The following is a 22,501-nucleotide window of genomic DNA, read 5'->3' on the forward strand; positions in this document are numbered from 1 at the left end:
GCGCCCCGGCGGCGTTCGCGGGTGAGGCCGTCACCAGGCGGTCCGCGCCTTGTCCTCCGACGGCAGCAGGATCCACAGCGCTATGTAGAGCAGGAACTGCGGCCCGGGCAGCAGGCAGGAGACCAGGAAGATCACCCGCATCGTCGTCGCGGAGGTGCCGAAGCGCCGGGCCAGCGCTGCGCAGACTCCGCCGATCATGCGGCCGTTGGTGGGACGGGCAAGGCTGGACATGGTGGCTCCCTCGGATTGACTCGTACGCGGCCGGCCGGGTGCCGGCCGGAGCCGGGACGGCGATCGCGGCGCGGCCCCCAGGCCGCCACGCATACCCCCTCCCGGCCCCGGCACCGCCCTCCGCGGCGCACGCACGGCGGGCGTGCCGTGGTGGTCGTGGCAGGGCGCTGGCCGCCGGCCGGTGCCGACTGGTGAGCGGGTCCGCCCGGCGGCCGCGGTGGTCGCCGCCGCCGGTGGGACCGCTCGGCTTCTGCACCCCTTACGCTACGTGGACGAAGGGGGCAAAGCGTCGCTCCAGGGGGCGATCCCGACCCTGGGAATCGTCGGGGTCCGACCCTGAGCCGGCTCGTCCTGACGCAGGGCCGTCCGCTGCCGCCGCTCGGCCCTGCGGCGGAGCCGGCACCGGGCCGCGGGGACGACCGCCAGATGGGCGAGGGCCACGCCCGCGGTGTTCAGCAGAGGCAGGTCGACGTCCACGACCCGGCCGGGCACCCCGCTCTGCAGCAGGGCGATGCCGAGGGAGAGCAGCGCGCCGGCCGCCACCGTCCGGACGAGCGACGCGGCCGGGGACGCGAGGAGCCTGCCGTGCGCCATGGGCAGCAGTACGCCCAGCGGTGCGAGCAGGGCGAGCCCCCCGCCGATGCGCCGGGCCGCCTCCGGCAGGCCCAGCGCCAGATCCGCCCGGATGGTGGCCAGGGGCCGCAGGTTCGCGGGCATCACCCAGGGGACGTCCAGGGGGCGCAGCGAGAGCCAGGCGACGAGCGCGAGGTGCGCGAGGAGGAGGACACCCCCTGCCGCACGGATGTGGATCGCGGCGCTGCCGCCGATGGAGCCTGGACGCTGCACGCTCCCCAAGACGCGGCCCACGGCACCGTCGGTTCCCTCGTCCCCCCCCCCGTGACGCGGCCCGCGCCGCCCGGGACGGCCCGTGGATCAGCCGCCGGTCACCGCCGTCGACGGCGGCCGCACGGTGCCGGGCCGGGAGCGGACGTCGTCGGTGCACTCGTAGCGCTGCGGGGCGCCGCCGGCCGGATCGCCGAGGACCACCGAACCGTCTCCCTCGGCCGCCGCCGAGTCGGAGAACGTGCACACGATCTGGCCGAGGGCGTACGACGTGAGGGCGCCGGGCGCCGTGCTCAGCCGCAGCGTGTCCTCGGGGTCCCCGGGGCCCGCGCCGGTGACCGTCAGCCCGCCGCGCACGTCCGTGCTGAACCCGGCCGCCCGCTCGCCCGCCGACGGCTTCTGCGCGAGCTGGTCGAGCAGCCCCTGCGCCACGAGCACGCGCCGCCTGGCGTCCACCGCGCCGGCCGGCACGCGCACGGTCCGGTCGACCGTCACCAGCGAGGAGCCGCACAGCAGGAAGACCTGCACCGGCATGCCGCGCGGGGCCTGCGCGGGCACGTCCGGACCGGACAGGGAGCAGGGCACCCGGGAGGGCGCGGGACCGAAGTCCGTGGGCACCTCCGTGGCCCGGATCCCACAGCCGGTGAGCACCGCGGCCAGGACGGGGAGCGCGAGCAGAAGACGCGCACCGCCCCTCGCGCCCCTCGCTCCCGGGCGGTGTCCGTCACCCCTCACCGGGCCTCTCCCCTCGCGCCGTCGGCCGTCCTCCTGCGGGCCTTGCCGCCACTGTCCTCGCCGCCGGTCCCGGCGGCGGACCGCGGCCCGTCGGGACCGCCGCCCTCCTCGGTCAGCGCGGACGCGTCCTTCGGCAGCCGCAGGGTGAACACCGCGCCGCCGTCAGGGGAGTTGGCGGCGGTGATGTCACCGCCGTGGATGTGGGCGTTCTCCATGGCGATGGACAGGCCGAGGCCGCTGCCCTCCGAGCGCGGCCGGGACGCGCTCGCCTTGTAGAACCGGTCGAAGACGTGCGGGAGGACGTCCTCGGGGATACCGGGCCCGTGGTCGCGGACCCGGATGACGATCTCGTCGTCGGCCTCCCGCACGGAGACGCGCACCGGGGACCCGCCGTGCTTGAGCGCGTTGCCGACCAGGTTCGCCAGGACGACGTCCAGGCGGCGCGGGTCGAGGCGGGCGTGGATGCCGCGCTCGGCGTCCAGCTCCACCGCGTCCAGCCAGGCCCGGGCGTCGATGCAGGCGGTGATCTGGTCGGCGACGTCGACGTCGTCCAGCACGAGCCGGGCGGTGCCCGCGTCGAAGCGGGTGACCTCCATGAGGTTCTCGACCAGGTCGTTCAGCCGCCGGGTCTCGCTGACCACCAGCCGTACGGCGGGCTCGATCATCGGGTCGACACCGCCGCTCTCGGAGTCCAGCTCCTCCTCCAGCACCTCCGTCACGGCGGTGATCGCGGTCAGCGGTGTGCGCAGCTCGTGGGACATGTCGGCCACGAAGCGGCGGGACGCCTCGTCGCGCGCGGCCATGTCCGCCACCCGCTTCTCCAGCGCCTCCGCCGCGTTGTTGAACGTCCGGGACAGGTCGGCCAGTTCGTCGGTCCCGGACACCCGCAGCCGGGTGTCGAGCCGGCCCTCGCCGAGCCGGCGCGCGGCGACACCCAGCCGGTGCACGGGCTTCAGGACGGTCGTCGCGGCGGCCTGCGCCAGCAGCGCGGCGCCGATCAGGGCCAGGGCGGTGGCGATGCCCAGCGACCAGGCGAGGGAGTTGAGGTCCTTGGCCTCCGGCTCCAGCGACTTGACCATGTAGCCGGTCGGGCCGCCCCCGATCACCTTCGTGCCCGCGACGAGACAGGGGGTGCCGTGCCGGACGACCCGCTGCCAGTACAGGTGGTACGGCGAGGTGTTGCCCGAGGACAGCGGCTGCTTCCTGGCCACGGCGGTGCGCAGCGACCCCGGCACGTCCTCCAGCGAGAAGCCGTTCAGGCCGCCGGAGGCGCCGTACACCGTCGCCCCGCTCGCGTCCTGGGCGACCAGCAGCACGCTGAAGCGCTGGCTGCTGCCCGCCATCTGGCCGGCGGTGCGCTGGAGCTGGTCCTGCGACGGGTGCACCGGCAGCGCGCCGGCCCGGTTCTGCATCTCCTGCTGGAAGTCGCGCAGCACCGCGTCCTGGGCACGGGTGAGCACGGCCTCCCGGTTGAGCCAGTACGCGATGCCGGACGCCGACACCGCCGCGGTCAGGGCGACGAGCGCGAACACGACGACCAGCCGCAGCCGCAGGCTGGTGAACCGCAGCCGCGACAGCGTCCCCCTGCGGCCCGCGGCCCAGCCGCGCACCCCTCCTCGCCCGTCCGTCACTGAGGAGCGTCCAGGCGGTAGCCGACGCCGCGCACGGTACGGATCAGCGTGGGCGACGACGGCACGTCCTCGACCTTGGCGCGCAGGCGCTGGACGCAGGCGTCCACGAGCCGCGAGTCGCCGAGGTAGTCGTGCTCCCACACCAGCCGCAGCAGTTGCTGCCGGGACAGCGCCTGCCCGGGCCGCCGGCTCAGCTCCAGCAGCAGCCGCAGCTCGGTCGGGGTGAGCTGCAGGTCCTGGCCGTTCTTCGTCACCGTCATCGCCGCACGGTCGATGACGAGGCTGCCGAACGTCGCCGAGTCGTTCGCCTCCCGCTCGCCGCGGCGCAGCACGGCGCGGATCCGGGCGTCGAGCACCCGCCCCTGCACGGGCTTGACGACGTAGTCGTCCGCGCCGGACTCCAGGCCGACCACCACGTCGATGTCGTCGCTGCGCGCGGTCAGCAGGATGATCGGCAGCTGGTCCGTGCGCCGGATGCGCCGGCAGACCTCGAACCCGTCGATGCCGGGCAGCATCACGTCCAGCACGATCAGGTCCGGCCGCTGCTCGCGCAGCAGCTTCAGACCGTCCTCACCGCTGGCAGCGGTGGCCACCCGGTGTCCCTGGCGCGTCAGTGAGAGCTCCAGGGCCGTCCGGATGGCGTCGTCGTCCTCGATCAGCAACAGGGAAGGCACGGGCCTCATTCTGACCCATGCGGGGCCGGTGTTTCGACACTTGGGGCGCTTGGGAGGCCGCACCGCAACCGAACCGCCCCCGGTGTGCGTCCGCGTAGCCGTACCGCTCTTTCCCGCGATCCGCCGCGCCGCCGCCGCGAGGGACCCCTGTGACAGGTCTGTGACAGTCGGCGGACACGGCCATGAAGAGACGACGGCAGGCTTTTCCGCACCGGCAAGGAACAGGCCGGAGACCGGAATTCCACGACGGGGGGCGCGAGATGAACACGCTGCACGGCACCAGCACCAGCGCAGTGCTCACGCGTCTGCACGACGTGACCCGGAGTTCCGAGAAGTCCGGTGCCGCGGGGGGCACCTCCCTGCTCGATCGCAGTCGAGAGCTCGGGGGACCGCGGGGGTGCGCCCGCGGCGCCGGGCGTCAGCACACCGCCGCAGCACAGCAGGGGCGCCAGCCCCGCATGGCGGTGGTTGACGCGCACACGGGGGAAGCACACGGGGGAGCAGCGTACGGGGAGGGCTCGGGGGAGCGTCGCTCCCTGCCGGAGGCCGGGGACGCCGAAGCGGCGTTCACCGCCTACGTGCAGGAGCGCCGCGCCTCCCTGTACGCCACCGCCTACCACCTCACCGGCGACCGCTTCGAGGCCGAGGACCTGCTGCAGAGCGCGCTGTTCTCGACGTACAAGGCGTGGGACCGGATCAGCGACAAGGCGGCCGTGGGGGGATACCTGCGCCGCACCATGACGAACCTGCACATCAGCGCCTGGCGGCGCCGCAAGGTCAGCGAGTACCCGACCGAGGAGCTGCCGGAGACGCCCGGCGACACGGACGCGATGCGCGGCACCGAACTGCGCGCGGTCCTGTGGCAGGCGCTGGCCCGGCTGCCCGAACTCCAGCGCACCATGCTGGTCCTGCGCTACTACGAGGGCCGCACCGACCCGGAGATCGCGGAGATCCTCGGCATCAGCGTCGGCACGGTCAAGTCCAGCATCTGGCGCTCGCTGCGCCGGCTGCGCGACGACGAGGTCCTGAGCTTCGGCCGGGACCAGGAGGAGTCCTTCGGCGAACTGGTCGCCTGAAGGCCGCGGGGAACGGGGGACCGGGGGGATCCCACGGGGGAGCGGTCCCCGGGGGGAACGGGGACACGGGGGACGACGGGGGAGCACCGCCCACGGGGGAGCGGGCGGGCGCGGGTGAGCGGGACCGGGGGGCCGGGGGTCCCTCCGGTCCCGCTCACCCGTGTGCGCGCCCGGACCGGCGCCGCCGCGCCGGCCCGGACAACTCACCGTTCCGGCCGGTCACTTGACGGTCGCGGTGCTCTCCGCCGCGCTGGCCGGGCGCACCGCGGCGGCCGCCAGGCGGGTCAGGGCCTCGTCGAGGTCGCAGGGGTGGGCGCCCAGCGCGACCTGGCGGGAGACGATCGACCGTTCGGCGCGCATCAGGCGCCAGCCGCGGCGCAGCAGGAACGGCACCGACTTGCGGCCCTCCCTCAGATCGCGCAGGAAACGCCGGCGGAACGTGGTGACGGGCCCGCGCGTCAGGCACAGCGCGTCGGCCAGCAGCCCCCGCTCCCGGCACAGTTCGACGATCTCGGCGGCGAAGACGCCCTCCGCGACGAACAGCCGCGTGCCGCCGATGTGCAGCGTGTCCTCACCGGTGCGGGCGCTCAGCGAGAGGTCGTACACCGGCACCGTCGTGGTGCCCGTCGCGCACAGCCGCTCGATGGCCGCGACCGCGACGTCGGCGTCCCACGACCGCGGGTGGTCCCAGTCGATGTCCGAACTCCCCGCCACCAGCGGCAGCGTCGGGTCGTCGCCCTCCTTGTAGAAGTCGTCGAGGCGCAGCACGGGAAGACCGGAGCGGGCGGCGACGAGGGACTTGCCGGAACCCGAGGGGCCGCTGAGCAGCACGACGCGGGTACGTGACGGGGGATGAAGGCTCACGGAACACCAGTTTGACGCATGGTGGCCGTCCTGCCGACCCCGCGGGTCGGCTTTGGACCGTGGGTTACGTCTCAACTACGCTGTGCGCCGCACTGATCACGATCAGCATCAGAAGGCGGCACGACCATGGCCCGACACCTGCCCCTGCCCCGCACCACCGCCCGGCGCGCCCTGGTCGCCTTCGCGGCTGCCGGCGCCGCCGTGGGCGCGGGCGCCACGACGGCCGGGGCCGTTCCCGCGCAGAGCGGCCGGCCCGCCTCCGCCGAGGGCGCCGGCCCGCAGACGGGCCTGCCGGCGGTGACCGGCCCGGTCGGGCACGTCACCGGACCGGTCGCCGACATGAGGCCCAACCCGCTGGCGGAAACCGGCGCCGACCCCCTCGACAACGGCGTCGAGACCCAGATCGCCGACTTCCGGCCGGTGAACACCAGAACGCTGACCGGGCCGGTGGCGCAGGCGCCCTCGGTGAGGAGCGTCCCGGTGGCGGGCCCGGTGACCCGGTCGCTGGGCGGCGGCGCCGGCTGACGCCCGCCCCAGAGCGCACGGAGCCGCGCCTCCCCCGGACGTGGGGGAGGCGCGGCTCTCTCGGCTCGGCGGCCCGGCGTGCCTCAGTAGGAGGACCCCGACGCGCCCAGCGAACCCGTGGGGTGCCAGACCGTCTTGGTCTCCAGGAAGGCCGTGAGGCGTTCGGTGCCCGGGGTCGCGAAGTAGTCCACAGCCTGTGGACGCAGCACGCGCTTCAGGTTGTCCGCCGCCGCGATCTCCAGCTCCTTCGCCAGGGCCTCGTCGGCGCCCGCGAGGTCGATCGCGTTCACGTCCTGGTGCGCGGCGAGTGGCGCCGCGATCTCCGCCGTGCGGCCGGAGAGGACGTTGACCACGCCGCCCGGGACGTCGGAGGTGGCCAGCACCTCGGCCAGGGACAGGGCCGGCAACGGGGCCTTCTCGCTCGCCACGACGACCGCGGTGCTGCCGGTCGCGATCACCGGGGCGACGACGGAGACCAGCCCGAGGAACGACGACTCCTGCGGGGCCAGGACGGCCACCACGCCGGTCGGTTCGGGCGAGGACAGGTTGAAGAACGGGCCCGCCACCGGGTTCGCGCCGCCGATCACCTGGGCGATCTTGTCGGTCCAGCCCGCGTACCACACCCAGCGGTCGACCGCCGCGTCCACGACCGCGGCCGCCTTCGCCCGGGACAGGCCCTCGGCGTCGGCCACCTCGCGCACGAACTGCTCCCGGCGTCCCTCCAGCATCTCCGCGACGCGGTAGAGGACCTGGCCGCGGTTGTACGCCGTCGCCCCGGACCAGGCGCCGAAGGCCTTGCGCGCGGCGGCCACCGCGTCACGGGCGTCCTTGCGGGAGGACAGGGGCGCGTTGGCCAGCCAGTTGCCCTTGGAGTCGCTCACCTCGTACACCCGGCCGCTCTCGGAACGCGGGAACTTCCCGCCGACGTACAGCTTGTAGGTCTTGAACACACTGAGTCGCTCAGACATCGAGGTACGCCTCCAGGCCGTGGCGGCCGCCCTCGCGGCCGAAGCCCGACTCCTTGTAGCCGCCGAACGGCGAGGTGGGGTCGAACTTGTTGAACGTGTTGGACCAGACGACACCGGCGCGCAGCCTGTTCGCGACGGCCAGGATGCGGGAGCCCTTCTCCGTCCAGACGCCGGCGGACAGCCCGTACGGCGTGTTGTTGGCCTTGGCGACGGCCTCGTCCGGGGTGCGGAAGGTGAGCACGGACAGCACCGGGCCGAAGATCTCCTCGCGGGCGATGGTGTGCGCCTGGGTGACGTTCGTGAAGAGCGTCGGGGCGAACCAGTAGCCGGACGACGGCAGTTCACAGGCCGGGGACCAGCGCTCGGCGCCCTCCGCCTGGCCCCGGTCGGCGAGCGCGGTGATCCGGGCCAGCTGCTCGGCGGAGTTGATCGCGCCGATGTCGGTGTTCTTGTCGAGCGGGTCGCCCAGGCGCAGGGTGGCCAGGCGCCGCTTGAGGGCGTCCAGCAGCTCGTCGTGGATCGACTCCTGGACCAGCAGCCGGGAACCTGCGCAGCAGACCTGTCCCTGGTTGAAGAAGATGCCCGTGACGATGCCCTCGACGGCCTGGTCGATCGGGGCGTCGTCGAAGACGATGTTGGCGCCCTTGCCCCCCAGTTCCAGGGTGAGCTTCTTCGCCGTGCCCGCGACCGTGCGCGCGATCTGCTTGCCGACGGCCGTGGAGCCGGTGAAGGCGACCTTGTTCACGTCCGGGTGCGCGACGAGCGCGGCGCCCGCGTCGCCGTAGCCGGGCAGGATGTTGACGACGCCCTTGGGCAGACCGGCCTGGCGGCAGACGTCCGCGAAGAACAGGGCGGACAGCGGGGTCGTCTCGGCGGGCTTGAGGACGACCGTGTTGCCGGTCGCCAGCGCCGGGGCGATCTTCCACGCCAGCATCAGCAGCGGGAAGTTCCAGGGGATGACCTGGCCGGCGACGCCGAGCGGCCTGGGGTCGGGGCCGAAGCCGGCGTGGCCGAGCTTGTCCGCCCAGCCCGCGTAGTAGAAGAAGTGCGCCGCGACCAGGGGCAGGTCGGCGTCGCGGGTCTCCCTGATCGGCTTGCCGTTGTCCAGCGTCTCCAGGACCGCCAGCTCGCGGCTGCGCTCCTGGATGATGCGGGCGATGCGGAACAGGTACTTGGCGCGCTCGGAGCCGGGCAGCGCCGACCAGGTGGCGAACGCCCGGCGCGCGGCCTGCACCGCGCGGTCCACGTCCGCCTCACCGGCCTGCGCGACCTCGGAGAGGACCTCCTCGGTGGCCGGGCTGACCGTCTTGAACACCTTGCCGTCGGCCGCCTCGGCGAACTCGCCGTCGATGAACAGGCCGTAGGACGGCGCGATGTCGACGATCGCGCGCGACTCGGGGGCCGGGGCGTACTCGAATGCGGACGACCGCTTGCCCACGGTCTTCTCCGTCGTGTTGTCCGTGGTCATGGTGATCAGTCCACCGTCACGTAGTCGGGGCCGGAGTAGCGGCCGGTGGCCAGCTTCTGGCGCTGCATCAGCAGGTCGTTCAGGAGCGAGGAGGCGCCGAAGCGGAACCAGTGGTTGTCCAGCCAGTCCTCGCCCGCGGTCTCGTTGACCAGGACCAGGAACTTGATGGCGTCCTTGCTGGTGCGGATGCCGCCGGCCGGCTTCACGCCGACCTGGACGCCGGTCTGGGCGCGGAAGTCGCGGACGGCCTCCAGCATCAGCAGCGTGTTGGCCGGGGTCGCGTTCACGGCGACCTTCCCGGTCGAGGTCTTGATGAAGTCGGCGCCCGCCAGCATGCCGAGCCAGCTCGCCCGGCGGATGTTGTCGTACGTCGACAGCTCGCCGGTCTCGAAGATGACCTTCAGGCGGGCGGACGTGCCGCAGGCCTCCTTCACGGCCACGATCTCGTCGTACACCTTCAGGTACCTGCCCGCGAGGAACGCCCCGCGGTCGATGACCATGTCGATCTCGTCGGCACCGGCCGCGACGGCCTCCCGCACGTCGGCCAGCTTCACGGAGAGCGGCGCGCGGCCGGCCGGGAAGGCGGTGGCGACGGAGGCGACCTTCACGTCGGAGCCCGCGACGGCCTCCTTCGCGACGGCCACCATGTCGGGGTAGACGCAGACCGCGGCCGTGGCGGGGGTCGCGCGGTCCGTCGGGTCGGGGTGGACCGCCTTGGCGCCGAGCGCCCGGACCTTGCCCGGGGTGTCCGCGCCTTCCAGCGTCGTCAGGTCGACCATCGAGATGGCGAGGTCGATGGCGTACGCCTTCGCGGTGGTCTTGATGGAACGGGTGCCGAGCGAGGCGGCGCGCGCCTCCAGGCCGACCGCGTCGACGCCGGGCAGCCCGTGCAGGAAGCGGCGCAGCGAACCGTCGGACGCGGTGACGTCGGCGAGAGTGTGGCGGGCGGTGCCACCCACGCCTTCGGCAGCGGAAGAGGGTGCAGTGGTGGGCATGGTCACCAGCCGAGCATATCTACGCGCGTAGCGGATGTACACCCCCGGAACCGGGACGAACGGCTCGGCGGCGGGCGCCGGACGGGTGCCGCCGTGCGCCGGCCGCCCGTCGCCGGGGCACGAGCGGTGACGGCCGCGCCCCTGCCCGTCGACGGGCGCTCCGCACGGGCCCGGCCGGCCGCTCCCGGCGCCCCGCCACCGCGTGGCCAGGGCCGGCCGGGGTGTCGGGCAGAATCGGGACCATGACGACCCCAGAGCCCCAGTCCCCGGCCCCGCGGCCGCAGGGTCCCGCGTACCAGGACCAGGTGCACCGGTCCTCCGCCGCCATCGCGGGCGGTGTCCTGCTGCTCGCCATCGTGCTCTGGCTCGGCCTGGACGCGATCATGAACGGCGGCGGCCGTGTCCCGTGGCTGGCACTGGCCGTGATGATCCTCGTGGTGCCGCTGGTGGTCGCCTTCACGCTGCGGCCCGCCGTGTACGCCAACGAGGACCGGCTGCGCATCCGCAACCCCTTCCGCGTCATCGTGCTGCCCTGGGGGCAGGTCGCCGGCCTGCGGTCCGGCTACTCGAACGAGGCCCTCACCAAGTCCGGCGCCAAGTACCAGATGTGGGCCCTGCCCGTCTCCCTGCGGGGGCGCAAGAAGGCGGCGCGCAACGAGGCGCGGGCGGCGGCGGCGGAGCGCGACCCCGGGCGCGGCGCCGTCCCCGGCCGGCTCGGGGGCGGCCCCGCCGGCCAGTCCGGGCCCCACCGCGCCGCGAACGACAAGATCATGGACGACCTGCGCGAGCTCGCCGAGGCCCGCGAGTCCGCCGAGTCGGCGCAGGGCGAGGTGACCGTGCGCTGGGCCTACGAGATCCTGGGTCCGGCGCTGGCCGGTGCGGTGGTCCTGGCGATCCTGCTCGCGGTGGGGTGACCGGCGGGACGCGGTGATCCGGCGGCGGGTGGCCGCCGGGGGCCTGCGCGGTGGGGTGAGCCGCGGGGCGGTCACGCGGCGGCGGGTGGCCTGCGCGGCGCTGTGGCCCGGGCTGCATGTGTGGCGCGGTGACCTGCGGCTCGGGGTGCTCTGCACCGGGTCGCTGCTCGTGTCCGCGGCGGCAGAAGCGGCGGAGGCGACTCACGCGGCGCGGAGATCCGGTGGCGGGGACCGGGCCGGCCGTGACTCGCGCGGGCCGGGCGGCGCGGTGCGGTGCCGCCGGGAGCAGGTGAGTGCGGGCGATGACCCGCGAAACGCACGATGGCGTGCCTCTCCGGTGAGAGGCACGCCATCGTGCTGATGGGGGCGGCGGTCGCTCCGTCGCGGGGCCGGCGGCGGCCGTTCCCCGGGGGCCGGAGCCCCGCCGTCCCGCGGGTCAGATGCCCGCCGCCGCCGAGAGGTCCCGCTTGATCGCGGCCAGCAGGTCGCCGGCCTTCGTCCGGGCCGCCGGGAGGTCGGCGTGCGTCGCGACCGGCACGACCACCTCCAGGTAGCACTTCAGCTTCGGCTCCGTACCGCTCGGGCGGACGACGACCCGGGCGCCGTCGAGCGTGTAGCGCAGGCCGTCCGTCGGCGGCAGCCGGTCCGTGCCCCGCGTGAGGTCCTCGGACCGGGTGATGGGCAGACCGGCCAGTTCGGTCGGGGGCTGCTCACGCAGCCGGCGCATCGCGTCGGCGATCAGCGTCAGGTCCTGCACGCGGACCGAGAGCTGGTCGGTGGCGTGCAGGCCGTGCTCGACGGCGAGGTCGTCGAGGAGGTCGAGCAGGGTCCGGCCCTCCTCCTTCAGCTGCGAGGCGAGCTCGGTGACGAGCAGGGCCGCGGTGATGCCGTCCTTGTCCCGGACGCCGTCGGGGTCGACGCAGTAGCCGAGGGCCTCCTCGTAGCCGTAGCGCAGGTCCTCGACGCGGGCGATCCACTTGAAGCCGGTCAGGGTCTCCTCGTGCGGCAGGCCCGCCTTCGCGGCGATGCGGCCGAGCAGGGAGGACGAGACGATCGACTCCGCGAGGGTGCCGGTCACGCCGCGCCGCACGAGGTGGGCCGCGAGCAGGGCGCCGACCTCGTCGCCGCGGAGCATGCGCCAGTCGGCGCCGTCCTTGACGGCCACCGCGCAGCGGTCGGCGTCCGGGTCGTTCGCCACGACCAGGTCGGGGTCCGTCTCCCGGGCCCTCGCGAACGCCAGGTCCATGGCGCCCGGCTCCTCCGGGTTGGGGAAGGCGACGGTCGGGAAGTCCGGGTCGGGCTCGGCCTGCTCGGCGACGAGGACGGGTTCCGGGAAGCCGGCGCGGGCGAACGCGGCGAGGACGACGTCCTTGCCGACGCCGTGCATCGCCGTGTAGACGGTGCGGGCGGTGCGCGGGGAGCCGGCGGAGAGGACGGCGTCCGTGCGGGCGAGGTAGGCGTCGAGGACGCGCTCGTCGAGGGTCTCCCAGCCGGTGTCCGGGCGGGGGACGTCGTGCAGGCTGCCGACCGCGTCGATCTCGGCGGCGATCTCCGCGTCGGCGGGCGGCACGATCTGCGAGCCGTCGCCCAGGTAGACCTTGTAGCCGTTGTCGCGGGGCGGGTTGTGGCTGGCGGTGACCTCCACGCCGGCGACCGCGCCGAGGTGCCGGATGGCGAAGGCGAGGACGGGGGTGGGGAGGGGGCGGGGCAGGACGGCGGCGCGCAGGCCCGCGCCGGTCATGACGGCGGCGGTGTCGCGGGCGAAGTCGGCGGACTTGTGGCGGGCGTCGTAGCCGATGACGACGAGGCCGTCGCTCCCGTCCCCGGCGGCCGGCCCCTGCTTCTTCAGGTACGCGGCGAGACCGGCGGCGGCGCGGATGACGACGGCGCGGTTCATGCGCATCGGGCCGGCGCCGAGTTCGCCCCGGAGGCCGGCGGTGCCGAACTGGAGGGTGCCGCCGAAGCGGTCGGCGAGCTCGTCGACGTCTCCGGCGTCGATGATCCGGGCGAGTTCGTCGCGGGTGTCCGCGTCGGGGTCCTCGGCCAGCCAGGTCCTGGCTCGCGCGATGAGGTCGTCGTGCACTGCGTCAGCCTCTCGTGTCGGTCGTGCCTCCGGCCGGGGACCGGAGGCCGTGCGGGTGGTCCGGGTGGTCCGGGTGGTCCGGGTGTCCGTCGGACCGCCGGTGCCCGGCGGGGGTGCCGGGCGTGGGGGTGCGGGGTGCCTGCGACGCGGGCCGGGTGGCCGGTACGGGCCCAAGGCCGCTCCGGGCCGACCAGCGGGGTACAGGCCGGCCGTTCCCGCGGGCCGTCGGCTCCGCCCGGCTGCGGACGCGGACCTGCCCGGCGCGGGCGGTCCCGCCGCAGGCCGTGCAGCCACCGTGCCGGGCCGCGGGCCGGGCGGCCACCGTGCCGGGCCGCGGGCCGTTCGTGCCACCGGGTGGGGTGGGGACGGAAGCGGCGCCGGACGGCGCCGGGCCGTGTGAACCCCGCCCGCGTACCGGCCCGGCACGTTGGCGCGCCCGCCCGGTGCCTGGGGCCGGCGCGGGGCGTGCCCGCCCGGGTGCCTGCAGTTCGGCGCGAGGCGTGCCCGCCACGGCGTCGGCAGCGCGGCACGGAACGTGCCCGCCCGGGCCCCGGCGGCTCGGCGCGTCCGCCCCGGTCGGCAGCTCGGCGCGGAACGTGCCCGCCCTGGCACCGGCGGGCTCGGCGCGGAAGAAGCCCGCCCTGGCCCGGCGGCTCGGGCGGGATGCCCCCCCGGCCCCGGCGGCTCGGGCGGGAGCGTCCCCCGGCCCCGGCAGCTCGGGGCGGTGGCGTGCCCGTCCCGGCGCCGGCCGCCCCGCCCGGCCGGGACGCACGGGCGCCCTCCACGTACCCCGGCCCACGGACGAACGTCAGCCGGCCCGGCGTCCGGTCACAGGCGGTCCAGCACCTGCTCCAGCAGGGACCCCATGCGGGTGGCGCTGTCGCGGCCGGCCTGGAGGACCTCCTCGTGGTTCAGTGGCTCCCCCGTCATGCCCGCCGCCAGGTTCGTGACCAGGGAGATGCCCAGCACCTCGGCCCCGGCCTCGCGCGCGGCGATGGCCTCCAGGACCGTGGACATGCCCACCAGGTCCGCCCCGATCACGCGGGCCATGCGGATCTCGGCCGGCGTCTCGTAGTGCGGGCCGGGGAACTGGGCGTAGACGCCCTCCTCCAGCGTGGGGTCGACCTCCTTGCACAGGGCGCGCAGCCGCGGCGAGTACAGGTCGGTGAGGTCCACGAAGTTCGCGCCCACGATCGGCGAGGTCGCCGTGAGGTTGATGTGGTCGCTGATCAGGACCGGCTGGCCGGGCCGCATGCCGGCGCGCAGACCGCCGCAGCCGTTGGTCAGGACGACGGTCTTGCAGCCGGCGGCGACGGCCGTGCGGACGCCGTGGGCGACAGCGGCGACCCCGCGGCCCTCGTAGTAGTGGGTGCGGCCGAGGAAGACCAGCGCACGCTTGTCGCCGATGGAGTACGAGCGGATCTTGCCGCCGTGTCCCTCGACCGCCGGCGGCGGGAACCCGGGCAGATCGGTGACCAGGAGCTCCGCCTCGGGCTCGCCGAGGGCGTCCACGGCCGGTGCCCAGCCGGAGCCCATCACGAGGGCGACGTCGTGGGTCTCGGTGCCCGTCAGTTCGCGCAGGCGCGCGGCGGCTGCGTCGGCGGCGGCGTACGGGTCGCCCTGGCGGTCGTCCGGAAGAAGAGATGCGTTCACGCGCACGAGGGTAGCCGGTCTTCGCCTACGCGCGTAGATCTCAGAGGTCGCGGGACGGCGATCGTTGTCTTGTCGTTTCCGGCGACAGGCGACAGGCGACAGGCGACAGGCGACAGGCGACAGGCGACAGGCGACAGGCGACAGGCGGCGCGCGCCCCGAGGCGGGCCGGTGCACATTACCTCGGAGGAGCCGCTCCCGCCCCCGGAAGAGCGGCGCGTGATCCCCGACCGGGCCGGCGCGCATCCCCACGGGGCAGAGGCTTCCGCCCCTGGCGGAAGCGGGCACGCCCCCTCGCAGAACCGGCGCGCGCCTTCCGGGAAGAGGCAGCGCCCAGCTCTCAGCAGGGCCGCTTGCGCAGCTCCATGACGTAGTCGTACGGGGCGCCCGCCGACTCCGCCGCGTCGGCGATCTCGCCCAGGTAGCGGGCCGACGGCAGGCCGCCCTCGTAGGCGTTGAGGACGTACACCCAGGCCGGCTCCTCGCCGTCCAGCGTGTGGACGCGGACCCGCATGCGCCGGTATATGTCGAGGCCGACGCCCTCCCAGCGGTCCATGGACTCCTCGTCCATGGGAGCGATGTCGTACAGCGCGACGAAGACCTGGGACAGCGGGTCCTCGACGATCGTCGCCAGCGCGCCCTCCCAGCCCATGTGCTCGCCGCCGAACGTCAGCCGCCAGCCGTTCAGCCAGCCCGTGGCGCGCAGCGGCGAGTGCGGGGCGCGGCGGGTCATCAGCCGGGCGTCGAGATTGCCGGCGTACGCGGCGTAGAGCGACATGGACCGAGACTACGGCAGGGGGCACCCGCGGCTCGTCCGTCTCGCGGGTAACAGAACGCACCCGTGTTCGCCCCCCGGCGATAGCACGGCGGCCGGTGCGGGACAATGGGGTACGTGACTCGGATCGTGATCATAGGTGGCGGACCCGGCGGATACGAAGCGGCCCTGGTGGCCGCGCAGCTCGGCGCGGAGGTGACCGTCGTCGACTGCGACGGCCTGGGCGGGGCGTCGGTGCTGACCGACTGCGTGCCGTCCAAGACCCTCATCGCCACCGCCGAGGTGATGACCACCTTCGACTCGTCGTACGAGGAGCTGGGCATCATCGTCGCGGACGACACGCCGCCGATGGAGCAGGCCGCCCGCGTGGTGGGCGTGGACCTCGGCAAGGTCAACCGCCGCGTGAAGCGGCTGGCGCTCGCCCAGTCGCACGACATCACCGCCTCCGTCACGCGCGCCGGCGCCCGGGTCATGCGCGGCCGCGGCCGGCTGGAGGGCATGCAGGCCCTCGACGGCTCGCGCAAGGTCGTCGTCACCGCCGCCGACGGCACCGAGGAGACGCTCACGGCGGACGCCGTGCTCGTCGCGACCGGCGGTCACCCGCGCGAGCTGCCCGACGCCCAGCCGGACGGCGAGCGCATCCTGAACTGGACGCAGGTCTACGACCTCGACGAGCTGCCCGAGGAGCTCATCGTGGTCGGCTCCGGCGTGACCGGCGCCGAGTTCGCCGGTGCCTACCAGGCGCTCGGCTGCAAGGTCACGCTCGTGTCCTCGCGCGACCGCGTGCTGCCGGGCGAGGACCCCGACGCCGCCGCCGTGCTGGAGGACGTCTTCCGCCGCCGCGGCATGAACGTCATGGCCCGCTCCCGCGCCCAGTCCGCCAAGCGGGTCGGCGACCGGGTCGAGGTGACGCTGGCCGACGGCCGGGTCATCACCGGCTCGCACTGCCTGATGGCCGTCGGCGCCATCCCGAACAGCGCCGGGCTGGGACTGGAGGAGGCCGGCGTCAAGCTGCGCGAGTCCGGTCACATCTGGACCGACAAGGTGTCCAGGACGACGGCTCCGGGCGTGTACGCGGCCGGTGACGTGACCGGTGTGTTCGCGCTGGCGTCCGTGGCCGCGATGCAGGGGCGCATCGCCATGTACCACTTCCTCGGCGACGCGGTGGCCCCGCTGAACCTGAAGACGGTCTCCTCGAACGTCTTCACCGACCCGGAGATCGCCACCGTCGGCTACACGCAGGCCGACGTGGACGCCGGCAAGATCGACGCCCGCTGCGTCAAGCTGCCCCTGCTGCGCAACCCGCGCGCCAAGATGCAGGGCATCCGGGACGGCTTCGTCAAGATCTTCTGCCGTCCGGGCACCGGGATCGTGGTCGGCGGCGTCGTGGTCGCGCCGCGCGCCTCGGAACTCGTCCACCCCATCTCGATCGCCGTCGACAACAATCTGACGGTCGAACAGATCGCGAAGGCCTTCACCGTGTACCCGTCGCTGTCGGGCTCGATCGCCGAGGTGGCGCGGCAGCTCCACACCCGCAAGGCGGGCGCCGAGGCCTGACGCCGGGGGCCGGCTTCCCGCAGGTCGCCAGGCGGGGGCGCCGGTCCGTCCGCGGCGCCGCGGCGGCGTGTACGGGGGCTCTATACCACCTCGTGCCCTGGTGTGCGAACAACTTCTGTTATTCGGCGCAAAGTGCTGAAAGCAGACGGTCGGCGGGGTTACTGTCAGTTTCGTGTTCGCTGCTGAACGTCGCCAACTGATCCTCGAAATGGTGCGAGCGAACGGTGCCGTGTCGCTCCGTGAACTCGCCCGCGTCGTCCAGACCTCCGAAGTGACCGTACGGCGGGACGTGCGGGCACTGGAGGCGGAAGGACTCCTCGACCGCCGCCACGGCGGTGCCGTACTGCCGGGCGGGTTCACCCGCGAGTCCGGCTTCCCGCAGAAGTCGCACCTGGCGACCGCGGAGAAGACGGCCATCGCCGACCTCGCCGCGAGCCTCGTCGAAGAGGGCGAGGCGATCGTCGTCGGGGCGGGGACGACCACCCAGGAGCTGGCGCGCCGGCTCGCCCGGGTGCCCGGCCTGACCGTCGTCACCAACTCGCTGCTGGTCGCCCAGGCGCTGGCCCACGCCAACCGCGTGGAGGTGGTGATGACCGGCGGCACGCTGCGCGGCTCGAACTACGCCCTCGTCGGCTCAGGCGCGGAGCAGTCGCTGCACGGGCTGAGGGTCTCCAGGGCCTTCCTCTCCGGCAGCGGTCTGACCGCCGAGCGCGGGCTGTCCACGTCCAACATGCTGTCCGCGTCGGTCGACCGGGCCCTCGTGCAGGCGGCCGCGGAGGTGGTGGTCCTCGCCGACCACACCAAGCTCGGCACGGACACGATGTTCCAGACGGTGCCGACCGAGCTGATCACCCGTCTGGTGACGGACGAGCCGCCCGTGCACGACGACCGCGCGGCCACCGAGCTGCAGGCCCTGGCCGACCAGGGCGTGCAGATCGTCGTCGCCGGCGCCTCCGGCAGCCCGGGCGACCAGGCCCCGGCACGCGACCGCCGCCGCGAGGTGCCCCTGCCCGGCCCGCGCCGCGGCCAGGTCCCCGGCGCGAACCTCCGCTCGGCCACGGCCCTGGGCGACCAGTCGTCGCCGGCGGAGCGGGCCAGGGTGGCGGACCTGCGCAGGCGCTGAGGGCGCCCGCCCGGCGCGGGTCCCACCGCGATCCCGGCGGTGACGGGTGCCGGCCTCGCGCCGGGCCGGGGACGCGCCGCGGGCGCTCGGCTGTGGGAATCACGGCAACGCACGGAGCCCGGGTGGACGCCGTCGGCGTCCACCCGGGCTCCTCACACGCGCGTGTGCCGCCGGGTCAGTCCTTGATCTCGCAGATCGCGGCGCCCGAGGTGACGGAGGCGCCGATGTCGGCGCTCAGGCCCTTGATGGTGCCCGACTTGTGGGCGTTCAGGGGCTGCTCCATCTTCATGGCCTCCAGGACGACGACCAGGTCGCCCTCCTTGACCTCCTGGCCCTCCTCGACGGCCACCTTGACGATGGTGCCCTGCATCGGGGAGGCGAGGGTGTCGCCGGAGGCGACGGGGCCGGACTTCTTCGCCGCGCGGCGCTTGGGCTTGGCACCGGCCGCCAGGCCGGTGCGGGCCAGGGACATCCCCAGCGACGCGGGCAGGGAGACCTCCAGGCGCTTGCCGCCGACCTCGACGACGACCGTCTCGCGGTTGACCTCCTCGTCCGCCTCCGTCTCGGCGGGGGCGGCGAAGGGCTTGATGTCGTTCACGAACTCGGTCTCGATCCACCGGGTGTGCACCGTGAACGGCTCGTCGGAGCCGGTGAGCTCCGGCGCGAAGGCCGGGTCCCGGACCACCTTGCGGTGGAAGGGGATGGCGGTGGCCATGCCCTCGACCTGGAACTCCTCCAGCGCGCGGGAGGCGCGCTCCAGGGCCTCCTTGCGGGTGCGGCCGGTGACGATCAGCTTGGCCAGCAGCGAGTCCCACGCCGGGCCGATCACGCTGCCCGACTCCACGCCGGCGTCCAGGCGCACGCCGGGGCCGGACGGCGGGGCGAAGACGGTGACGGTGCCCGGGGCGGGCAGGAAGTTGCGGCCCGGGTCCTCGCCGTTGATGCGGAACTCGAAGGAGTGGCCGCGCAGCACCGGGTCGTCGTAACCGAGCTCCTCGCCGTCGGCGATGCGGAACATCTCGCGCACGAGGTCGATGCCGGCGACCCCCTCGGTGACCGGGTGCTCGACCTGGAGACGGGTGTTGACCTCCAGGAAGGAGATCGTGCCGTCCGTGCCGACGAGGAACTCCACCGTGCCGGCGCCGACGTAGCCGGCCTCCTTCAGGATGGCCTTCGACGCCCGGTACAGCTCGGCGAGCTGCTCCTCGGACAGGAACGGCGCCGGAGCCTCCTCCACCAGTTTCTGGTGGCGGCGCTGCAGGGAGCAGTCACGGGTGGACACGACGACGACGTTGCCGTACTGGTCGGCCAGGCACTGGGTCTCGACGTGCCGCGGCTTGTCGAGATAGCGCTCGACGAAGCACTCGCCGCGGCCGAAGGCGGCCACCGCCTCGCGCACGGCGGAGTCGTACAGCTCGGGCACCTCTTCGAGGGTGCGTGCGACCTTCAGGCCGCGCCCGCCGCCGCCGAAGGCGGCCTTGATGGCGATCGGCAGGCCGTGCTCCTCGGCGAAGGCGACGACCTCGTCGGCGCCGGACACCGGGTCGGGGGTGCCGGCGACCAGCGGGGCGCCGGCGCGCTGGGCGATGTGGCGGGCGGCGACCTTGTCGCCGAGGTCGCGGATGGCCTGCGGCGGCGGGCCGATCCAGATGAGGCCGGCGTCCAGGACCGCCTGGGCGAACTCGGCGTTCTCCGAGAGGAAGCCGTAGCCCGGATGGATCGCGTCCGCGCCCGCCTCCTTCGCGGCCTTCAGCACCTTCTCGATGTCGAGATAGCTGCCGGCCGGGGTGTCACCGCCCAGGGCGAACGCCTCATCCGCGGCGCGGACATGCAGAGCGTCCCGGTCCGGGTCGGCGTAGACGGCCACGCTCGCGATCCCGGCGTCCCGGCAGGCCCGGGCCACGCGGACAGCGATTTCGCCACGGTTGGCGATGAGCACCTTGCGCACGATTGAGGCTCCCTCCTTGAAACAAGCCGAGTTTAGGGACTGCCGACACGGCACTTCGACCCGTCCCCAATGGTGAGCTTGCCCACACGGAGCGTGATTCGAGGCTCGCTCGACCCGCGAAATCCCTTGTCGTACCGCGGTACGCAGGACCTCTTCCCGGAAACCCTAGCTTCCACGTGTGGTCAAGGTCTCTGTGGCAGCGTGCTGCGGCCCACTTCGTTTCTTTGTGGAGTCCCTACGAATGGCCCAACGAATCTTTGCCGTTCGCGGGACCCTTGTCCCCCGGTTTACCGGTGAGTAGCGTTCGGGGCGGCCCGAACATACCTGGGGTAACACGCTCGTCGGAACGACATGCGGAAGTGGGTGGGGACCGGTGGTGCGCAGGCCGGTGGCGTGGGTGGTGGCGGTCGTGCTGTTCGCCGAGGCGGTCGGCGTGGCGGGGCTGAACTGGATGCTCGGCACGATGGTCGACCAGCAGCACATGTCCCTGGCCGGCCTCGACCCGGACGCCATGGCGACGTCCTCCAAGGCCGCCGGCGTGGTCTTCGGGCTGTACTTCGCCGTGTGCGGTCTGGTCGCCCTCCTCGTCGCCCTGCGCGGCCGCCGCCCCGCCGGCTTCGGCCGCGTGCTGCTGATCAGCGCGGCCGTGGTGCACGGGCTGCTCGGCGCGTTCGCGTGGGGTCTGGTGGGCGCGACCGCGTTCCTGTTCATGATGGTCGTGCTCGGCCTCATCGTGCTGCTGCTGATGACGTACGACCGGGCCGAGGCAGGCCCCGCCGGACCGGTGCCGGGCGACGGGCCGCAGGACGGCGACGACCCCGCGCGCGACGTGCCGGCCGGCCCAGGCGGCCCGGCCGGTCACGGACCGGCGGAGGGCGGGACGGGCCCCGCGGACGGCGGCCGCCACGCCCCGCTCACCCCTCCGGCGGAGCCCAGCGCCTCCTGAGCGCCCCCTCGGGGCCTGTTCCGGGTTCCCCGCCCGCGCCCCGGCGCCCGGCACGCACGCTCGCCGCACGGTGCCGCGGGAAAGGTGGCTCCGTCACCTGAACCCGCGGCACCGCGAGCCGGTCGCACGCACCGATCGCCGCGGCACCGTAAGCCGGCCGCACGCGCCACGCGGCACCGCACGCCGATCGCACGCGCCGATCGCACGCGCCGAACGCCGCAGCGCCCGCGCTCCACGCGGACGGCGCGGAACTCGGCACAGGCCCTGGCGCTCAGTCCGCCGCCGGCGCCCACAAGTCGGTGATGCCCACGCCGAGTTGGGCCAGCAGCCGCCGCACCAGGGGCAGGCTGATGCCGATGACGTTGCCGTGGTCGCCCTCGATGCCGTCGATGAACGGGGCCGAACGGCCGTCCAGGGTGAAGGCGCCGGCGACGTACAGCGGCTCGCCCGAGGCGACGTACGCGGCGATCTCCTCGTCCGTCGGCTCGCCGAAGTGGACGACGGTGGAGGCGGTGGCGGAGGCGTGGCGCCCGCTGCGCGTGTCCCAGACGCAGTGCCCGGTCTGCAGCGTCCCGGCCCGCCCGCGCATCGCCTTCCAGCGCGCGGCGGCCTCCTCCGCGTCGGCGGGCTTGCCGAGTGCCTGCCCGTCGAGGTCGAGCACCGAGTCGCAGCCGATCACCAGCGCGCCGTGCACCTCGGGCTTGGCCGCCACCACGGAGGCCTTCGCCTCGGCGAGCGCGAGCGCCAGTTCGGCGGGGGTCGGTGCGGACACCGCGTCCTCGTCGACGCCGCTCACGATCACTTCGGGATGCAGTCCGGCCTGGCGCAGCAGCCCGAGCCGGGCGGGGGACTGGGAAGCGAGCACGAGTCGGCGGCGCGGCTGATCTGTCATGCGGTCAGCGTATCGGCGCGGCGGGACGGCCTCACCTCAGACCGATGACGACCATGGCCAGCACCATGCCGAGGGCCATGAGAACGCCCAGCCGCCGCACCATCTCCTGCGTGGCACGCAGTTCCTCGGGCGGCTCGTTCTCGGGGTCGGACCACAGCATGCCCTCGATCGTCCGGCCGGGACGGGCTCCGGCGCCTGAGTACGCGTACTCAACTTGGGTGCCCGGCCGGACGATCGAGGGCATGCTGCCGGCCCGGCCCGCGGACCGCCGTGGCGGCACACGACGCCGGTGGCCGCCCTGCACCCGGACGGACTTCGCCGGGCGGGGGCGGCCGCCGGTTTCCCGGGCGGGGATTCCCGCCGGGGCGTCACGCCGTGCCGCGGACCGGCTCAGCCCGGCCAGTAGGTGCGGGCCCACGCCGAGGGCCCGGGGCTGGGCACCCGGGCCCCGGCCAGGCGCGCCGGGTCCGCCCAGGAGTCGCGCGGTCGGGGCGCGCCGGGCGGCAGGGCGGCCGCCGCCGCGGCGCGCGCCCGGACCACCGCCAGGGCGGCGGCGAGCTCCTCCGGGGTCGGATTTCCTCGTACGACCTTGATCGTCATGT

The 22,501-nt window shown here is 74.3% G+C and carries 22 protein-coding genes; 6 read left to right on the plus strand and 16 right to left on the minus strand.

The window, feature by feature from the left end; translation table 11 throughout:
• Positions 1-30 precede the first annotated feature (30 nt).
• From ABZ920_RS09460 to afsQ1, 5 genes are all read right to left on the minus strand, one after another.
• Positions 31-231: a PspC domain-containing protein gene (locus ABZ920_RS09460; protein ID WP_361500747.1), complete on the minus strand. Its 201-nt coding sequence runs from the start codon at positions 229-231 to the stop codon at positions 31-33.
• A 264-nt stretch (positions 232-495) separates the two neighbouring features.
• Positions 496-1,077: a VanZ family protein gene (locus tag ABZ920_RS09465; protein WP_361500992.1), complete on the minus strand. Its 582-nt coding sequence runs from the start codon at positions 1,075-1,077 to the stop codon at positions 496-498.
• An 87-nt stretch (positions 1,078-1,164) separates the two neighbouring features.
• Positions 1,165-1,809 carry a hypothetical protein gene (locus ABZ920_RS09470; RefSeq protein ID WP_361500750.1) on the minus strand — a complete coding sequence of 215 codons (645 nt, stop codon included), beginning with the start codon at positions 1,807-1,809 and terminating at the stop codon, positions 1,165-1,167.
• Entirely contained in the window at positions 1,806-3,440 is a 1,635-nt protein-coding gene (locus ABZ920_RS09475) for a HAMP domain-containing sensor histidine kinase (RefSeq protein ID WP_361500753.1), read from the minus strand. The genes ABZ920_RS09470 and ABZ920_RS09475 overlap by 4 nt, the downstream gene beginning before the upstream one ends.
• Entirely contained in the window at positions 3,437-4,114 is a 678-nt protein-coding gene (gene afsQ1 / locus ABZ920_RS09480) for a two-component system response regulator AfsQ1 (RefSeq protein ID WP_361500756.1), read from the minus strand. The genes ABZ920_RS09475 and afsQ1 overlap by 4 nt, the downstream gene beginning before the upstream one ends.
• 260 nt (positions 4,115-4,374) lie before the next feature.
• Here afsQ1 and ABZ920_RS09485 point away from each other — a divergent pair, with 260 nt between their 5' ends.
• Positions 4,375-5,190, plus strand: a complete 816-nt coding sequence (locus tag ABZ920_RS09485; protein WP_361500759.1) for a SigE family RNA polymerase sigma factor — start codon at positions 4,375-4,377, stop codon at positions 5,188-5,190.
• Between the two features lie 219 nt (positions 5,191-5,409).
• On the opposite strand, the gene ABZ920_RS09490 is transcribed toward ABZ920_RS09485, so the two are convergent.
• Positions 5,410-6,054: a uridine kinase gene (locus ABZ920_RS09490; protein ID WP_361500762.1), complete on the minus strand. Its 645-nt coding sequence runs from the start codon at positions 6,052-6,054 to the stop codon at positions 5,410-5,412.
• A gap of 126 nt (positions 6,055-6,180) precedes the next feature.
• On the opposite strand from ABZ920_RS09490, the gene ABZ920_RS09495 reads away from it, so the two are divergent.
• Positions 6,181-6,579, plus strand: a complete 399-nt coding sequence (locus ABZ920_RS09495) for a hypothetical protein (protein WP_361500765.1) — start codon at positions 6,181-6,183, stop codon at positions 6,577-6,579.
• 83 nt (positions 6,580-6,662) lie between these two features.
• Here the strand turns inward: ABZ920_RS09495 and ABZ920_RS09500 are convergent, their stop codons facing one another.
• Genes ABZ920_RS09500 through deoC form a run of 3 tightly spaced genes read right to left on the minus strand, consistent with a single transcriptional unit; the run spans position 6,663 to position 10,010 of the window.
• Positions 6,663-7,547, minus strand: coding sequence for an aldehyde dehydrogenase family protein (locus ABZ920_RS09500; RefSeq protein ID WP_361500768.1), 885 nt, complete (start codon positions 7,545-7,547; stop codon positions 6,663-6,665).
• The gene (locus tag ABZ920_RS09505) at positions 7,540-9,015 is read right to left on the minus strand and encodes an aldehyde dehydrogenase family protein (protein ID WP_361500771.1); all 1,476 of its coding nucleotides are present in this window, start codon (positions 9,013-9,015) and stop codon (positions 7,540-7,542) included. Before ABZ920_RS09505 ends, ABZ920_RS09500 begins: the two co-directional genes overlap by 8 nt.
• A 5-nt stretch (positions 9,016-9,020) precedes the next feature.
• Positions 9,021-10,010, minus strand: coding sequence for a deoxyribose-phosphate aldolase (deoC, locus tag ABZ920_RS09510; RefSeq protein WP_361500994.1), 990 nt, complete (start codon positions 10,008-10,010; stop codon positions 9,021-9,023).
• Between the two features lie 242 nt (positions 10,011-10,252).
• Here deoC and ABZ920_RS09515 point away from each other — a divergent pair, with 242 nt between their 5' ends.
• Positions 10,253-10,924 carry a PH domain-containing protein gene (locus tag ABZ920_RS09515; RefSeq protein ID WP_361500774.1) on the plus strand — a complete coding sequence of 224 codons (672 nt, stop codon included), beginning with the start codon at positions 10,253-10,255 and terminating at the stop codon, positions 10,922-10,924.
• Between the two features lie 436 nt (positions 10,925-11,360).
• Here ABZ920_RS09515 and ABZ920_RS09520 read toward each other — a convergent pair whose 3' ends face one another.
• From ABZ920_RS09520 to ABZ920_RS09530, 3 genes are all read right to left on the minus strand, one after another.
• Complete coding sequence (locus tag ABZ920_RS09520; RefSeq protein ID WP_361500777.1) at positions 11,361-13,007, minus strand: phospho-sugar mutase; 1,647 nt, start codon at positions 13,005-13,007, stop codon at positions 11,361-11,363.
• 828 nt (positions 13,008-13,835) lie between these two features.
• Positions 13,836-14,660 carry a purine-nucleoside phosphorylase gene (locus tag ABZ920_RS09525; RefSeq protein WP_361500780.1) on the minus strand — a complete coding sequence of 275 codons (825 nt, stop codon included), beginning with the start codon at positions 14,658-14,660 and terminating at the stop codon, positions 13,836-13,838.
• 338 nt (positions 14,661-14,998) lie between these two features.
• Positions 14,999-15,436, minus strand: coding sequence for a gamma-glutamylcyclotransferase (locus ABZ920_RS09530; RefSeq protein ID WP_361500783.1), 438 nt, complete (start codon positions 15,434-15,436; stop codon positions 14,999-15,001).
• Between the two features lie 105 nt (positions 15,437-15,541).
• Between ABZ920_RS09530 and ABZ920_RS09535 the strand changes: the two genes are divergently transcribed.
• Both ABZ920_RS09535 and ABZ920_RS09540 read left to right on the plus strand, forming a co-directional pair.
• The gene (locus ABZ920_RS09535; protein ID WP_361500786.1) at positions 15,542-16,990 is read left to right on the plus strand and encodes an NAD(P)H-quinone dehydrogenase; all 1,449 of its coding nucleotides are present in this window, start codon (positions 15,542-15,544) and stop codon (positions 16,988-16,990) included.
• A gap of 172 nt (positions 16,991-17,162) precedes the next feature.
• Positions 17,163-18,113 carry a DeoR/GlpR family DNA-binding transcription regulator gene (locus ABZ920_RS09540; protein WP_361500789.1) on the plus strand — a complete coding sequence of 317 codons (951 nt, stop codon included), beginning with the start codon at positions 17,163-17,165 and terminating at the stop codon, positions 18,111-18,113.
• Between the two features lie 175 nt (positions 18,114-18,288).
• Here the strand turns inward: ABZ920_RS09540 and ABZ920_RS09545 are convergent, their stop codons facing one another.
• On the minus strand, positions 18,289-20,061 hold the full coding sequence (locus ABZ920_RS09545; protein WP_361500792.1) for a biotin carboxylase N-terminal domain-containing protein: 1,773 nt from the start codon (positions 20,059-20,061) through the stop codon (positions 18,289-18,291).
• A 373-nt stretch (positions 20,062-20,434) separates the two neighbouring features.
• On the opposite strand from ABZ920_RS09545, the gene ABZ920_RS09550 reads away from it, so the two are divergent.
• Positions 20,435-21,007 carry a hypothetical protein gene (locus tag ABZ920_RS09550; protein ID WP_361500795.1) on the plus strand — a complete coding sequence of 191 codons (573 nt, stop codon included), beginning with the start codon at positions 20,435-20,437 and terminating at the stop codon, positions 21,005-21,007.
• Positions 21,008-21,278: 271 nt separating this feature from the next.
• Here the strand turns inward: ABZ920_RS09550 and ABZ920_RS09555 are convergent, their stop codons facing one another.
• From ABZ920_RS09555 to ABZ920_RS09565, 3 genes are all read right to left on the minus strand, one after another.
• Positions 21,279-21,899: a nucleoside triphosphate pyrophosphatase gene (locus ABZ920_RS09555; protein ID WP_361500797.1), complete on the minus strand. Its 621-nt coding sequence runs from the start codon at positions 21,897-21,899 to the stop codon at positions 21,279-21,281.
• Between the two features lie 31 nt (positions 21,900-21,930).
• Complete coding sequence (locus ABZ920_RS09560) at positions 21,931-22,059, minus strand: hypothetical protein (protein ID WP_361500800.1); 129 nt, start codon at positions 22,057-22,059, stop codon at positions 21,931-21,933.
• Between the two features lie 230 nt (positions 22,060-22,289).
• On the minus strand, positions 22,290-22,499 hold the full coding sequence (locus ABZ920_RS09565; RefSeq protein ID WP_361500803.1) for an acyl-CoA carboxylase epsilon subunit: 210 nt from the start codon (positions 22,497-22,499) through the stop codon (positions 22,290-22,292).
• Positions 22,500-22,501 lie beyond the last annotated feature (2 nt).

Origin of the sequence: Streptomyces sp. NPDC046831, from assembly GCF_040645305.1 — a bacterium.
GTDB lineage: Bacteria > Actinomycetota > Actinomycetes > Streptomycetales > Streptomycetaceae > Streptomyces.

Coding starts and splice junctions, on each gene's coding strand:
- ABZ920_RS09460 (WP_361500747.1), bottom strand. CDS start 231: ATGTCCAGCCTTGCCCGTCCCACCAACGGCCGCATGATCGGCGGAGTC.
- ABZ920_RS09485 (WP_361500759.1), top strand. CDS start 4,375: ATGAACACGCTGCACGGCACCAGCACCAGCGCAGTGCTCACGCGTCTG.
- ABZ920_RS09495 (WP_361500765.1), top strand. CDS start 6,181: ATGGCCCGACACCTGCCCCTGCCCCGCACCACCGCCCGGCGCGCCCTG.
- ABZ920_RS09500 (WP_361500768.1), bottom strand. CDS start 7,547: ATGTCTGAGCGACTCAGTGTGTTCAAGACCTACAAGCTGTACGTCGGC.
- ABZ920_RS09505 (WP_361500771.1), bottom strand. CDS start 9,015: ATGACCACGGACAACACGACGGAGAAGACCGTGGGCAAGCGGTCGTCC.
- deoC (WP_361500994.1), bottom strand. CDS start 10,010: ATGCCCACCACTGCACCCTCTTCCGCTGCCGAAGGCGTGGGTGGCACC.
- ABZ920_RS09515 (WP_361500774.1), top strand. CDS start 10,253: ATGACGACCCCAGAGCCCCAGTCCCCGGCCCCGCGGCCGCAGGGTCCC.
- ABZ920_RS09530 (WP_361500783.1), bottom strand. CDS start 15,436: ATGTCGCTCTACGCCGCGTACGCCGGCAATCTCGACGCCCGGCTGATG.
- ABZ920_RS09535 (WP_361500786.1), top strand. CDS start 15,542: ATGGGGTACGTGACTCGGATCGTGATCATAGGTGGCGGACCCGGCGGA.
- ABZ920_RS09555 (WP_361500797.1), bottom strand. CDS start 21,899: ATGACAGATCAGCCGCGCCGCCGACTCGTGCTCGCTTCCCAGTCCCCC.
- ABZ920_RS09560 (WP_361500800.1), bottom strand. CDS start 22,059: ATGCTGTGGTCCGACCCCGAGAACGAGCCGCCCGAGGAACTGCGTGCC.
- ABZ920_RS09565 (WP_361500803.1), bottom strand. CDS start 22,499: ATGACGATCAAGGTCGTACGAGGAAATCCGACCCCGGAGGAGCTCGCC.